The following is a 13,348-nucleotide window of genomic DNA, read 5'->3' as shown; positions in this document are numbered from 1 at the left end:
TGTGGCGCCATGAAATCGGCGCCCTTAACTCTCACCTCAAACAGCCCTCAGGACACCGCAGATTTTGCGGTGCGCCTCGGGGCCATGCTGAACCCCGCCGATACCGTGCTGCTGAACGGGACGATCGGAAGCGGCAAAACCCATTTCGCCCGCAGCCTCATTCAATCGTTGATGAAAACGCCCGAGGACGTGCCCTCACCCACCTTCACTCTGGTTCAGGCCTATGACACGCCAAAAGGTGAGATCTGGCACTGTGACCTGTACCGACTTAGCGCTGTGGAAGAGGTTGACGAACTGGGCCTGACCGACGCGTTCGAGACGGCGCTATGTCTGGTGGAATGGCCCGAAAAGCTGGGGTCGTTGACACCGGACAGCGCGCTTACGCTGACATTCCAAACCGACCCCGACAAAACCGAGACCCGCCATCTGACCCTGTCCTGGTCCGACCCGAAATGGTCCGGGAAACTGGAGAACGCCTTATGACAAACCGCACTGTGTTGGCCGAGGCGCTGATTGCACAGACGCCATGGGCCGGGGCCTCGCGCGCGCCTCTGGCCGGGGACGCCTCGAACCGTCGATACGAGCGTCTGACCGACCCGGATACGGGCCGCACCGCTGTGCTGATGGATGCGCCGCCAGACCGGGGTGAAGACGTCGAATCCTTTGTGCGCGTTGCCCAACACCTGCGCAGCATCGGGCTCAGTGCGCCGGAAATCTATGCTGAAGACACACAATACGGTTTTCTGCTGTTGGAAGACCTTGGCGATGATCTGTTTTCCCGTGTCCTGACCCGCGATCCGACACTCGAGCGCACGCTTTATGAGGCCGCCACGGATGTGCTGATCCACCTGCAAGACGCACCAAGCCTGTCCCTGCCGTCCTACGATCCGCCCCTGATGACCGAACTGGCAGCGCTGGCTTTCACGAAGTACGCAGAAGGAATTCTGGGCAGCCATGATGCAGATGGGCTGAGCCGGTTCGAGCTGCGGTTCGCAGATATCCTGCACCGCGAAACCTCGGGCACCAAAGTGGTGGTTCAACGGGACTATCACGCCGAAAACCTGATCTGGCTGCCAGAGCGTGACGGCGTGCAGCGCGTCGGGCTACTGGATTTTCAGTTGGCGATGCTGGGGCATCCTGCTTACGATCTGGTTTCGTTGCTACAGGATGTACGCCGGACTGTGCCCGCAGGGATAGAGATGCAAATGATCAACCGATTCATCGCCGCCTCGGGTGCTGATGATCACGCCTTTCGCACCGCCTACAGTGTTCTTGGGGCCCAACGGAACCTACGCATACTGGGCGTGTTCGCCCGACTGGCCACCGAGTATGACAAACCCCACTATATCGACCTGATTCCGGCCACATGGGCGCATTTGATGCGCGACCTGGAACACCCTGCGCTGGTGTCCATTGCAGATATCGTACGCGACGCCCTGCCCCCACCGACCCCTGAAAACCTCGCAAAGCTGAGGGCATGATGAAGCGCTCCCCCGACGCTGTGATGTTGTTTGCTGCCGGATTCGGAACCCGGATGGGCGCGTTGACGAAGGATCGGCCCAAACCTCTGATCGAAGTGGCCGGACGCCCCCTGATCGACCATACGCTTGCATTGATTGAGGCCGCTCAGCCCGAACGCGTGGTGGCAAACCTGCATTACCGTGCCGATCAGTTACAGGCCCATCTTGAACCCAAAGGGGTCATCCTGTCGCGCGAAGCACCCGAAATTCTGGAAACCGGAGGCGGGCTGAGGGCCGCTTTGCCGCTGTTGGGTACGGGCCCGGTCTTCACGATGAACACCGATGCGATATGGGCCGGCCCGAACCCTCTGACCCTTTTGCGCAACGCATGGGACCCGGACCAGATGGATGCCCTTTTGATGTGCATCCCGATAGACCAGACCATAGGGCATACAGGTGATGGGGACTTTACCGCGGACGCCAAGGGCCGGATCACCCGCGGACCGGGATTGGTCTATGGCGGCGCGCAGATCCTGAAGACCGACAGCCTTGATGCGTTTTCAGAACAGGCGTTCTCGTTGAACCTGCTTTGGAACAAGATGCGGGACCAAGACCGTCTGTTCGCGCTGGAGTATTCCGGTCGGTGGTGTGATGTCGGGCGGCCCGAAGGGATCGCCCTGGCCGAAGGTTTGCTGGCCGATGTTTGACCCCAGCCAAAAGCCGCGGGTTTTTGCTGTTCCGCCGGGCTCGGATTTCCCTAAGGCACTGGTCGACGGGCTGCGGCAGCGCAGCTTTGGCCCGCCCGAGACGCTGGCCCGCGTGCACCTGGTGATCAATACGCGCCGGATGGCCAGACGCGTGCGCGACCTGTTCGACCAGGGGCCGCCCTGTCTGCTGCCACGGCTGTCTCTGGTGACCGACCTGGGCGAAAGCGTCGATCTGGCGCAGATACCGCCCGCCATTCCTCCGCTGCGGCGGCGGCTGGAGCTGACGCAGCTGATCGCCAAATTGTTGACACAACAGCCAGATCTTGCCGCCCGGGCGTCGCTTTTCGATTTGTCCGACAGTCTGGCCGCTTTGATTGATGAAATGCAGGGCGAAGGCGTGTCGCCGGATGCCATCCGCCAGCTGGATGTCAGCGACATGTCCGGGCACTGGGCACGTGCACAGGCGTTTATTGGTATCGCGGACCATTTTATCGATGCAGGCGATCAGGCGATGGACGCGCAGGCGCGGCAACGTCGGGTGGTCGAGAACCTGATTGCACGCTGGCAGGACGCTCCTCCGCAACATCCGGTCGTTCTGGCTGGCTCAACCGGGTCGCGCGGCACGACGCTGATGCTGATGCAAGCGGTTGCGCGCCTGCCGCAAGGAGCGTTGATTCTGCCGGGCTATGACTTTGACCAACCAGGCGCAGTTTGGGATCGTCTGGATGAGGCGCTCACATCCGAGGATCATCCTCAGTACCGGTTCCGAAAACTGATGCACGCACTTGGGATGCAGCCGGAACACATCCTGCCCTGGACGAATGACCCGGCACCTGCACCGGCACGTAACCGTTTGGTTTCGTTGGCCTTGCGCCCTGCTCCGATCACGGATGCGTGGATGTCCGAAGGCCCGCAGCTGTCCGACCTGGATCAGGCGACCAGAGATCTGACGCTGGTCGAGGCAGACTCGCCCCGCTCCGAAGCGCTTGCCATCGCCCTGCGCCTGCGGGAAGCCGCTGAAACCGGACAAACCGCCGCCCTGATCACACCGGATCGAATGCTGACCCGACAGGTCAGCGCGGCACTGGACCGCTGGAACATCCTGCCTGACGACAGCGCCGGCCTGCCCTTGCAACTGTCCCCGCCCGGCCGGTTCCTGCGTCATGTTGCGGGGATGTTTGCGCGGCGTCTGGATGGCGAGGCGTTGTTGACCTTGCTGAAACATCCGCTGTGTCACGACGGCAGCGCGCGCGGAGTTCACTTGCTGCACACCCGCGATCTGGAACTGGACCTGCGCCGCCACGGACCTCCGTTCCCGGACCACGCCAGCCTTGCTGTATCGGCCCTTCGTACCGAAGCGCCAGAAGACTGGGTGACTTGGGTCGGTGCGCATTTCTGCGATCAGATGGTTGCAGGTGAACGTCCGCTGGCAGAATGGGTCGCGCGCCTGCGCTCGCTGGCCGAAGCCATCTCGGCGGGCAGCTCGGGCGAAAATGGAACCCTTTGGGAAAAAAATGCAGGCCAAAAGGCGCTGTCGGTTCTTGCTTCGCTGGAAGCCGAAGCAGATCACGGCGGAGCCATGACCGCGCATGACTTCACCGACCTGTTGGGTGCGCTTCTGGCCGGAGAAGAGGTCCGTGACCGCGACGCCCCGCATCCCCATATCATGATCTGGGGCACGCTTGAGGCAAGGGTACAAGGCGCCGATCTACTGATTTTGGGCGGGTTGAACGAAGGCAGCTGGCCCGAAGCGCCCGCGCCCGATCCCTGGTTAAACCGTCAGATGCGCGACAAGGCGGGCCTCCTGCTGCCCGAACGGCGGATTGGTCTGTCTGCACATGATTTCCAGCAAGCTATTGGCGCGCCCCAAGTCTGGCTGACCCGATCCATCCGTTCGGACGATGCCGAAACCGTGCCCTCACGTTGGTTGAACCGTCTGACAAACCTCTTGCAAGGTCTGCCTGACCAAGGCGGCCGGGTCGCCCTGTCCGACATGCGCGCGCGCGGTCAGACATATCTGAGCTGGGCCAGAACGATTGAACAGGCTCCCCGGATTGCTGCCGCGCATCGCCCATCCCCGCGCCCTCCGGTTGTTGCAAGGCCCCGGCGGCTGTCGGTCACCGAGATCAAGCGCCTGATCCGTGATCCCTATGCGATTTACGCCAAACATGTTCTGCGCCTGAAACCATTGGACCCTTTGGTGCAGGCCCCGGACGCCCTGCTGCGCGGGATCGTGATCCATGAAATCCTCGAAGATTTTGTCAAGGACAGCGTTTTGGACGCGGCTTTGCTGACACCCGAAAACTTCCTGAAGCGCGCCCATGATCTGCTGGAAAAGCACGTAGCCTGGCCCACCGCACGCAAGTTGTGGCTGGCACGGCTGGAACGGATTGCCGACGATTTCCTGAACGCTGAAATCGCACGTCGCAGCGATGGTGGACCCGTGGCCTTTGAAGCTGCGATGAAACTGGTACTGACCCCGCTGGATTTCACCATTGCCGGGCGGGCCGACCGGATCGACCGCAACAGCCGCGGCGCATTGCGCATCGTCGACTATAAAACCGGCGCACCGCCCACCGAAAGCCAGCAGGCCAAGTTCGACAAACAATTGCTGATCGAAGCGGCTATGACCGAACAGGGTGCCATCGAAGGTATGGACCCGACCGACGTGGCCGAAGCACTCTTCATTGGACTGGGCGGCAGCTACAAAGAAGTCGCAGCCCCCTTGATCAAGGAACCGACGGACAAAGTATTGGTCGAGCTGAAACAGCTTGTTTCCGCTTATTTAGAGCCTGAACAGGGTTTCTCATCCCGTCGGATGCTGCACAAGGACACCGATATCGGCGACTATGACCATCTGGCTCGGTTCGGCGAATGGGACCGCACTGCGGAAACACGTCCCGAGGATTTGACATGACCCCTCGCAATGAAGCCACCGAGCGGCAAGTGCAGGCCGCACGTCCCGATGCCTCGACCTGGTTGGCCGCCAATGCGGGCTCGGGCAAGACGCGTGTGCTGACAGATCGCGTGGCACGGCTGTTGCTGGATGGCGTACAACCCCAGCATATTCTGTGCCTGACCTATACCAAGGCCGCCGCCAGCGAGATGCAGAACCGGCTGTTCAACCGCCTCGGTGACTGGGCCATGCGCGGCAATGACGATCTTCGGGCAGATCTGACGGAACTGGGTGTCCCCGGAGAGATTGATTGCGATCGTCTGGCGCAGGCCCGCACCTTGTTCGCCCGCGCAATCGAAACGCCGGGCGGGCTGAAAATTCAAACAATTCACTCGTTCTGCGCATCGCTTTTGCGCCGGTTTCCGCTGGAGGCTGGGGTCAGCCCACAATTTGCCGAGATGGAAGACCGGGCCGCCGCTTTGCTTCGTGAGGAAATCATTGAAGATTTTGCCGAAGGTCCCGAGGCACCGTTGATCGAGGATGTGGCGCGGTTCATCACCGACACCGGATTTGACAGGCTGACCGCCGCTGTGACGCACAAGCGGAATCTTTTTGCGCAGACTTTGCATCGCGATGATCTGTTGCAGCGATTTGGTCTGGCCGAGGGCTTTGACGAAGACAGCTTGCTGGCTCAGGTGTTTCTGGGCGGCGAGGTTGAGCTGATCCAATCCATGCTACCCGCGCTGATCGACAGCGGCGGCAACAACGCAAAGGCGGCGGCGAAACTCGCAGCTTTCACCGAGGCGCGACTGGCGCATTTGCCAAGGCTCGAAAGTGTCCTGCTGTCCGGGAAGGGCGCAAAAGAGCCGTTCACGGCCAAGATCAACGGTTTCCCCACCAAACCACTGCGCGAGGGGTCTTTGGCGGACAGGATGCCACAGCTGGAAGCCCTTATGCTTCGGGTCGAGGCAGCGCGCGAACAGCGCCTTGCATTGGTCGCCGCGCAAAAGACCGCTATCTTGCACAGGTTTGCCGCGGCATTCCTGCCGGAATACGAGCGTCGCAAGCAGCTGCGTGGCTGGTTGGACTTTGACGACCTGATTCTGCGCGCGCGGCAGGTGTTGAATGACCCGGCAGTGGCGGAATGGGTGCTTTATCGTCTGGATGGCGGCATCGACCATATTCTTGTGGACGAGGCGCAGGACACCAGCCCGGACCAATGGGATGTGATCGAGAAGCTGGCGCAGGAATTCACCAGCGGGGAAGGGGCGCGGTCGGGCGTCGAACGGACGATCTTTGTGGTCGGGGACAAAAAACAGTCGATTTATTCGTTTCAGGGCGCAGACCCCCAGGCCTTTGACCGGATGCAGGTCGAGTTTGGGCGAAAGCTTGCTGAATCAGGCTCTAAATTGAAGAATTCTGAACTTGCGCACTCCTTTCGATCCTCCAGCGCGATCTTGTCTTTGGTCAATATACTGTTCGAAAACCATGCGGAGGCCGGGTTTCAGGACGAGGCACTTCATATCGCCTTTAAAGAGGGCCTGCCGGGGCGGGTCGATCTGTGGCCTGTGGTCGAGAAGGTAGAAGAAGACGAGGATGGCGACTGGACCGATCCGGTCGACCGACCCGGGTCACACCACCATACGGTTATTCTGGCCGAGCGGATCGCACAGTCGATCCACGACATGATTGACGGCGAAACGATCCCTGAAGACGGTGAAACACAAGGAACCTTTGTCCGCCGAAAGGTGCGACCGGGTGATTTTCTGATCCTGGTTCAGCGACGCTCGGACCTGTTTGCCGAGATCATCCGCGCTTGCAAGGCCAAAGGGCTGCCCATTGCCGGGGCAGATCGTTTGAAAGTGGGGGCGGAACTGGCCGTCAAGGATCTGGCCGCGCTGCTGAGCTTCCTTGCCACGCCAGAAGACAACTTGTCATTGGCGACGGTCCTGAAATCACCCCTGTTTGGCTGGACCGAACAAGCCCTGTTCGATCTGGCCCATCGTCGGCAGGAAAAATTCCTGTGGGCCGCGTTGCGCAACCGGGCTGAAGAATTCCCCGAAACGCTCGCTGTGCTCAACGATCTTCGTGGGCAGATCGACTTTCTGCGCCCCTATGACCTGATCGAACGCATCCTGACCCGCCATGACGGGCGGCGAAAGCTGCTGGGCCGGTTGGGGGCCGAAGCCGAAGATGGCATCAACGCGCTGCTCTCGCAGGCTTTGGCCTATGAGCGCACGGACATTCCCAGCCTGACCGGGTTTCTCGTCTGGATGCAGACCGACGATCTGGAAATCAAACGTCAGATGAGCGGGGTGGGCAACATGATCCGGGTGATGACGGTGCATGGCTCGAAAGGGTTGGAAGCGCCCATCGTGATCCTGCCGGATACAGGAAAGCGGCAAGCCCCGCGTGATGCGGAAATCATGGTCGCGGACGGAACACCCCTGTGGAAGGTCCCGTCTGATGTATCTCCCAATCTGATCTCTCAGGCTCGGGAACAGGCCCGCAGCCGCGAGGAAAACGAGCGTCTCAGACTGCTGTATGTGGCTCTAACACGTGCAGAAAAGTGGTTGATCGTCGCGGCGGCTGGGGATGTCGGAAAGGACGGCTCCAGCTGGTATCAGATGGTCGAGGCCGCGATGGAGCGGGCAGGAGCATCCCAACTTGAAAGCTCTGACACACGGCGGTTGGCCCATGGCAAATGGAATGACCCGCCAATCATCGAACGCGGCGATACTGCCGAAGAAATGCAAGATCTCCCCGATTTCTTCGCGCATCCCGCGCAAGATGCGCCGGCGCAGGAAGACACCCTCAGCCCTTCAGATCTGGGGGGTGCCAAGGCGCTTTCTGGTGATGCCGGTCAGGATGAAGAGGCAGCAAAGCTGCGGGGTATCCGATTGCATTTGCTGTTGGAGTATCTGCCCGGCACCGCAAGGGACAACTGGCCCGAGCTTTGCGCACGGGTTCTGCCCGGTATGCAAAAGTCGGAACAAGCCGAACTGCTGGCCGAAGCCACGGCTGTTCTGACGGCGGATCATCTCGACGCCGTCTTTGCCCCGGATGCGTTGGCCGAAGTGCCAGTGACAGCCACGCTGAACGGGCAGCGCATGCATGGGATCATCGACCGCTTGATCGTGACAGATGCTGAGGTGCATGTGATTGATTTCAAATCAAATGCGACGGTCCCCGACCGCGTGGAAGCCTGCCCCGAAGGCCTGTTGCGCCAGATGGGGGCCTATGCCCAGGCGCTGGCGCAGATCTATCCCGACAAGTCCGTCCGCACCGCGATCCTGTGGACGCGCACAGCCGATCTGATGTGGCTGCCACACGATCTTGTGACGGATGCTCTGGCCCGCTCCCAGATATCTTGACCTTGTCCACAGCGACACCTACGTTCTGTTCCCGAGCTTACCCCATTCAGGAGACAGAATATGTCGACCGTAGCCGTTACAGACGACACCTTTGACGCCGAAGTCAAAAACTCGACCGTTCCCGTGGTCGTGGACTTTTGGGCCGAGTGGTGCGGACCTTGTAAGCAAATTGGCCCCGCGCTGGAAGAACTGGCCGCCGAATATGGCGACAAGGTAAAGATTGCCAAGGTCGACGTGGACAGCAACCCGAACGCGGCGGCTGCCATGGGCGTGCGCGGTATCCCGGCGCTGTTCATCTTCAAGGATGGTCAGGTTGTATCCAATCGCGCTGGCGCCGCGCCAAAGGCCGCGCTGCAAAGCTGGATTGACGATTCGATCTGATCCGGCTGAGGTCAGAGAAGGATCAAGGGCGCCTGGGATCAGGCGCCTTTTTTATTTGGAAACCGGAGGGAACAAATGGCCAAAACAAGGGTCCTGGTGGAATTCGGCATGGGCACATCACTGCGCCGCATGGACTATACCGAAGCGGCGTTGCGCGCGATAAAGGATGCGCTGTGGCACAACTCGATCAACATGGCCGAACTGTTCGGCTTTCCCAAAGAGGCGATGATCATTGATGTCGAGATCGGGGTGCAACGACCCGAACGGGTGGATACAGATAAGCTGCTGGCCGTTTTTCCCTATGGAACACCCGGTGTCAGTGTTGCGCAAGGCGGACTGGATATCGAAAAACCCGACGGCTCGGGGCGCACAGTGATTGCGAATGCCGCGTTGACGGTGTCGTTTGACATGGAGGTCGCGCAATGACGGAACAGCGCATCATTCTGGAAATGGGGATGGGCAATGACCTTTACGGTCAGGACTACACCAAGGCCGCACGCCGCGCTGTGCAGGACGCGTTGCATCATTCCTCGATCACGTTGTTCTCGACTCTGGGTATCGATCATAGCGAAATGCGTATACTGGTGACGGTTGGTGTTCAGAACCCCGAACTGGTGGATTGCGATCTGGTCGCCGCTGATCTTCCGCGCGGACGGGCCGAGGTGCGCGCCGTTCCGGGCGGGCAGGATGTGGTCAACGAGGCCGCAGGCACGCGGCACATTGTTGCAACGGCTGCAATCGAGGCCTTTTTGCCATCACAGGCCGGCAAATACGTACAAAGCTGACAAAGAAAAAGCCGCTCGGGGATCCGGGCGGCTGTTCCGATTTAATGATCCGGTCGAAGGATCAGAGCTTGGCGATATCCGCGCGAACCAGACCGATATCTTCCAGCTGGGCGTCGCTCAGCTCCAGCAGAAGCTTGCGTGTTTCGCGGCTCTTCTTCCATTCAACAACGGATTCATAGACGGTCGAGAACGCGTCCACTACGTGCAGGATGGTAGCTGCTCCGAGCGGCGCATGAATATTTGCAGTGGTTGCCATGTGCGCAGTCCTTGTATGTGAAACAGCCGACCCGTTGTCGGTTGTGAGCCTTATCTAGGACCAAGTTGCGAGTCTCACAATTGCCAGTTTAGCAGTCCCGATTTGCATTCTGTGCATATCTTTTGGGCGGTTTTAGAACGGGTTGCGCCGATCCCGCGCCCGGCCCATATATAGTGCCGACAAGAACGGAGACTTTCATGGCAGACAGCGATTTCCCCGGTTGGCATGGCACAACAATCATTGGCGTCAAAAAAGGCGGGCGGGTTGTCATTGCCGGAGACGGCCAGGTCAGTCTGGGCCAGACCGTGATCAAAGGCACCGCCCGCAAGGTCCGACGTCTGTCGCCGGGCGGTTTCGAAGTTGTGGCCGGTTTCGCCGGATCAACTGCGGATGCCTTTACACTGCTGGAGCGGTTGGAAGCCAAGCTCGAGGCGACGCCCGGCCAACTGGCCCGTGCCTCGGTCGAGCTGGCCAAGGACTGGCGCACCGACAAATACCTGCAAAAGCTTGAAGCGATGCTGATCGTCACCGACGGCAAGGACCTGCTGGTGATCACCGGGGCAGGGGATGTGCTGGAGCCTGAACACAACGTGGCAGCCATCGGATCGGGCGGCAACTTCGCCCTCGCCGCGGCCCGCGCGATGATGGACAGCGACAAGGACGCCGAACAGGTGGCACGCGAAGCGATGGCGATTGCCGCCGATATCTGTGTCTACACCAACGGCAATCTGACGGTTGAAACGATCTCAGGCTAACAGCGCCTTGATCTCTTTTCCTTTCCACCTCAGATGCATCCCGATCAAGCCCATCAAGGCTGTCGCGATCACGATGTAGTAGGGCAGGCGGATATCGATGCTCATCAATCCGCCACCGATCAACGACATGATGCCGCCCGCAAGGCAGAAGACGGCTGTGGTCACACCCATGACCCAGCCCTGGTCCGTTTCGCTGACTGACGACGAAAACAGGCCCAGTAGGGTTGGGTAGGACACACCAAAGAAGAAATAGAAGAAGAAAACCGGGATATAGCTCAGCACGCCGCTGGGGCTGAAAGCAAAGGCAAAGCCGCTGATCACCATCACCACCAGCGAGGTGTAGATGATCTGGTGCTTGCTGAAACGCTCTTGCGCCGGTTTGACAAGAAAGGTGCTGGAGAAAGCCAGCGCAAACCCGATCACCACCATCGCCATGCTGCCGCCGATCACGCCATAGCCCCAGGCGCTGGTCAGAAAGTTGTCGACGAACACATAGAAGGTGACGTTGGCGACCATGAACAACGCATAGACCGGCATGATCTTCAGAACCATCGGATGGCCACGCACCGCGATCAGGCTGTCGGTGATGTCACGCGGGCGGAAGACAAAGGGTTCGCGTTCAGTGCGGGTATCCCTGAAGAACGCCACCACAAGGAAAATGGCGATCAGGACCAGAACAAAAGCACCATAGAACGGGGTCTTGAGCGTGGCATAGCTGCCCAGCAGGGCGGCGTCTGACAGGACCGCTCCGATAATGGGGCCGCCAACAAGACCAAAGCTGACGCCGGTTACGATATAGCCCATGTTTCGGTCTCGATCGGCGGCATCGGTGCTGCCGTCAATCATTGCAGCCTGCGCAATGGGTTGATTTCCTGCGGTAAAGCCCGTGATCGACCGCCCGATGATCAGCATCAACAGGCTGTTCATGTAAAGCGCGGCGATGGTCAGCGCATAGCCGACAAGGGCACCGGCCAGACAAACCAGCAGGGCGTTTTTGCGTCCGATGGAATCCGAGACTTTCGAGACGTAAACGACCCCAAGAAACCAGGACAGAAAGAAGCACCCGATCACGAGGCCATAGTAGAAATGCCGCCGACCCTCGGGTGTGCTATCCGGCAGAAACCCGGATTTCGTCTCCATGATCAAAGAGTTGATGATGGGAAACACAAGCCCCTGTCCGATCAGGTCGACAAACACCACAAATAGCAGCGTGATCTTGGCGATTTTCGTCATCTTTGCGCTCCTGACCCACAAGGCATTGAAATCACTGTATCAGAGCAGGCGCGTTTCACCTATGGAAAGCAATTGCAAACCGGATGGGGGGTTGCTAACCAGCCCTGCCCATGAGAACCGCTTGGTTGTTTTCACGTCGCACGTGATTACCTAAGCCCAAGTTTTGACCTGCCGACCGAAAGGATTGCGCTTTGACCGACCTGACCCCGCGCGAGATTGTCTCGGAACTGGACCGTTTCATCATCGGTCAGAAAGATGCCAAACGCGCCGTGGCCGTGGCGCTGCGCAACCGTTGGCGGCGCAAGCAGTTGGCCGACGACATTCGGGACGAGGTCTATCCCAAGAACATCCTGATGATCGGCCCCACCGGTGTGGGCAAGACCGAGATCAGCCGCCGTCTGGCCAAACTGGCGCGCGCACCCTTCATCAAGGTCGAAGCCACCAAATTCACCGAGGTCGGGTATGTGGGCCGTGATGTCGAACAGATCGTACGGGATCTGGCGGACGCAGCGATTATCCAGACCCGCGATTACATGCGCGAGGACGTGAAGGCGCGCGCGCATCAGGCAGCCGAAGACCGCGTGATCACGGCCATAGCCGGAGAAGACGCACGTGAAGGTACCCGCGAGATGTTCCGCAAGAAGCTGAAGTCTGGCGAATTGGACGACACGGAGATTGAGCTTGAGCTGTCCGAGACCTCAAACCCGATGCCGATGTTTGACCTTCCCGGTCAGCCCGGCGGCCAGATGGGGATGATGAATCTGGGTGACATCTTTGGCAAGGCCTTCGGAGGGCGCACAGTCAAGAAACGCATGACCGTCGCCGAAAGCTATGATGCGCTGATCGGGGAAGAAGCCGACAAACTGCTGGATGATGAAACCGTCAACCGCGTTGCCCTGGAGTCGGTTGAACAGAACGGCATCGTGTTTCTGGATGAAATCGACAAGGTCTGCGCCCGCTCGGATGCGCGGGGCGGTGATGTCAGCCGCGAAGGGGTGCAGCGCGATCTGCTGCCACTGATCGAAGGTACGACGGTCAGTACCAAACATGGTCCCGTGAAAACCGACCACATCCTGTTTATTGCCTCGGGCGCGTTCCACATCGCCAAACCGTCGGATTTGCTGCCGGAATTGCAAGGTCGTCTGCCGATCCGCGTCGAGCTGCGCGCGCTGACCGAGGAAGATTTTGTCCGCATCCTGACAGAAACCGATAACGCATTGACACGCCAGTACACCGCGCTGATGGGCACCGAAGAGGTCACCGTCACCTTTACTAAGGATGGCATCGCGGCTCTGGCCCGTATTGCTGCGGACGTGAACCAAAGCATCGAAAACATAGGTGCGCGGCGGCTCTACACGGTTATGGAACGTGTGTTCGAGGAACTTTCGTTCAACGCACCTGACAAGGCCGGGTCTGAGATTACCGTGGACGCGGGATTCGTCAGCGAAAACCTGGGTGAGTTGACCAAATCAGCCGACCTCAGCCGCTACGTTCTGTAACG

12 protein-coding genes are annotated in these 13,348 nt (G+C 59.7%); 10 read left to right on the top strand and 2 right to left on the bottom strand.

From position 1 onward, the window contains the following. The first annotated feature begins 9 nt into the window (after positions 1 to 9). The 8 genes from tsaE (at position 10) to ACR0L4_RS20150 (ending at position 9,603) form a co-directional block, all read left to right on the top strand. Positions 10 to 483 carry a tRNA (adenosine(37)-N6)-threonylcarbamoyltransferase complex ATPase subunit type 1 TsaE gene (gene tsaE / locus ACR0L4_RS20185; RefSeq protein ID WP_480514813.1) on the top strand — a complete coding sequence of 158 codons (474 nt, stop codon included), beginning with the start codon at positions 10 to 12 and terminating at the stop codon, positions 481 to 483. After that, entirely contained in the window at positions 480 to 1,481 is a 1,002-nt protein-coding gene (locus ACR0L4_RS20180) for a phosphotransferase (RefSeq protein ID WP_170751999.1), read from the top strand. Before tsaE ends, ACR0L4_RS20180 begins: the two co-directional genes overlap by 4 nt. Then, positions 1,481 to 2,167, top strand: a complete 687-nt coding sequence (locus ACR0L4_RS20175) for a nucleotidyltransferase family protein (protein WP_170752001.1) — start codon at positions 1,481 to 1,483, stop codon at positions 2,165 to 2,167. Before ACR0L4_RS20180 ends, ACR0L4_RS20175 begins: the two co-directional genes overlap by 1 nt. Continuing rightward, entirely contained in the window at positions 2,160 to 5,084 is a 2,925-nt protein-coding gene (addB, locus tag ACR0L4_RS20170) for a double-strand break repair protein AddB (protein WP_480514812.1), read from the top strand. Before ACR0L4_RS20175 ends, addB begins: the two co-directional genes overlap by 8 nt. Then, positions 5,081 to 8,437: a double-strand break repair helicase AddA gene (gene addA / locus ACR0L4_RS20165; protein WP_480514811.1), complete on the top strand. Its 3,357-nt coding sequence runs from the start codon at positions 5,081 to 5,083 to the stop codon at positions 8,435 to 8,437. Before addB ends, addA begins: the two co-directional genes overlap by 4 nt. A gap of 60 nt (positions 8,438 to 8,497) precedes the next feature. Continuing rightward, the gene (gene trxA / locus ACR0L4_RS20160) at positions 8,498 to 8,818 is read left to right on the top strand and encodes a thioredoxin (protein WP_170752007.1); all 321 of its coding nucleotides are present in this window, start codon (positions 8,498 to 8,500) and stop codon (positions 8,816 to 8,818) included. Positions 8,819 to 8,893: 75 nt separating this feature from the next. Beyond that, positions 8,894 to 9,244: a Lin0512 family protein gene (locus tag ACR0L4_RS20155; RefSeq protein ID WP_170752009.1), complete on the top strand. Its 351-nt coding sequence runs from the start codon at positions 8,894 to 8,896 to the stop codon at positions 9,242 to 9,244. Then, positions 9,241 to 9,603, top strand: a complete 363-nt coding sequence (locus tag ACR0L4_RS20150; protein ID WP_480514810.1) for a Lin0512 family protein — start codon at positions 9,241 to 9,243, stop codon at positions 9,601 to 9,603. The genes ACR0L4_RS20155 and ACR0L4_RS20150 overlap by 4 nt, the downstream gene beginning before the upstream one ends. A 61-nt stretch (positions 9,604 to 9,664) precedes the next feature. Here the strand turns inward: ACR0L4_RS20150 and ACR0L4_RS20145 are convergent, their stop codons facing one another. Then, complete coding sequence (locus ACR0L4_RS20145; RefSeq protein WP_170752013.1) at positions 9,665 to 9,859, bottom strand: DUF1127 domain-containing protein; 195 nt, start codon at positions 9,857 to 9,859, stop codon at positions 9,665 to 9,667. 197 nt (positions 9,860 to 10,056) lie between these two features. Between ACR0L4_RS20145 and hslV the strand changes: the two genes are divergently transcribed. Beyond that, positions 10,057 to 10,614, top strand: a complete 558-nt coding sequence (gene hslV / locus ACR0L4_RS20140) for an ATP-dependent protease subunit HslV (protein WP_480514809.1) — start codon at positions 10,057 to 10,059, stop codon at positions 10,612 to 10,614. On the opposite strand, the gene ACR0L4_RS20135 is transcribed toward hslV, so the two are convergent. Further along, on the bottom strand, positions 10,606 to 11,847 hold the full coding sequence (locus tag ACR0L4_RS20135) for an MFS transporter (protein WP_170752017.1): 1,242 nt from the start codon (positions 11,845 to 11,847) through the stop codon (positions 10,606 to 10,608). The two genes, hslV and ACR0L4_RS20135, sit on opposite strands and share 9 nt — an antisense overlap. A 191-nt stretch (positions 11,848 to 12,038) precedes the next feature. Here ACR0L4_RS20135 and hslU point away from each other — a divergent pair, with 191 nt between their 5' ends. Then, entirely contained in the window at positions 12,039 to 13,346 is a 1,308-nt protein-coding gene (hslU, locus tag ACR0L4_RS20130; protein WP_480514808.1) for an ATP-dependent protease ATPase subunit HslU, read from the top strand. The last annotated feature ends 2 nt before the right edge of the window (positions 13,347 to 13,348 follow it).

The organism is Ruegeria sp. AB5 (assembly GCF_056542645.1).
Note: the sequence above shows the minus strand (reverse complement) of the source record. Positions and strands in the feature narration are given on the sequence as shown.

Coding starts and splice junctions, on each gene's coding strand:
- ACR0L4_RS20155 (WP_170752009.1), top strand. CDS start 8,894: ATGGCCAAAACAAGGGTCCTGGTGGAATTCGGCATGGGCACATCACTG.
- ACR0L4_RS20145 (WP_170752013.1), bottom strand. CDS start 9,859: ATGGCAACCACTGCAAATATTCATGCGCCGCTCGGAGCAGCTACCATC.
- trxA (WP_170752007.1), top strand. CDS start 8,498: ATGTCGACCGTAGCCGTTACAGACGACACCTTTGACGCCGAAGTCAAA.
- addA (WP_480514811.1), top strand. CDS start 5,081: ATGACCCCTCGCAATGAAGCCACCGAGCGGCAAGTGCAGGCCGCACGT.
- addB (WP_480514812.1), top strand. CDS start 2,160: ATGTTTGACCCCAGCCAAAAGCCGCGGGTTTTTGCTGTTCCGCCGGGC.
- ACR0L4_RS20180 (WP_170751999.1), top strand. CDS start 480: ATGACAAACCGCACTGTGTTGGCCGAGGCGCTGATTGCACAGACGCCA.
- ACR0L4_RS20135 (WP_170752017.1), bottom strand. CDS start 11,847: ATGACGAAAATCGCCAAGATCACGCTGCTATTTGTGGTGTTTGTCGAC.
- hslV (WP_480514809.1), top strand. CDS start 10,057: ATGGCAGACAGCGATTTCCCCGGTTGGCATGGCACAACAATCATTGGC.
- ACR0L4_RS20175 (WP_170752001.1), top strand. CDS start 1,481: ATGAAGCGCTCCCCCGACGCTGTGATGTTGTTTGCTGCCGGATTCGGA.
- tsaE (WP_480514813.1), top strand. CDS start 10: ATGAAATCGGCGCCCTTAACTCTCACCTCAAACAGCCCTCAGGACACC.
- ACR0L4_RS20150 (WP_480514810.1), top strand. CDS start 9,241: ATGACGGAACAGCGCATCATTCTGGAAATGGGGATGGGCAATGACCTT.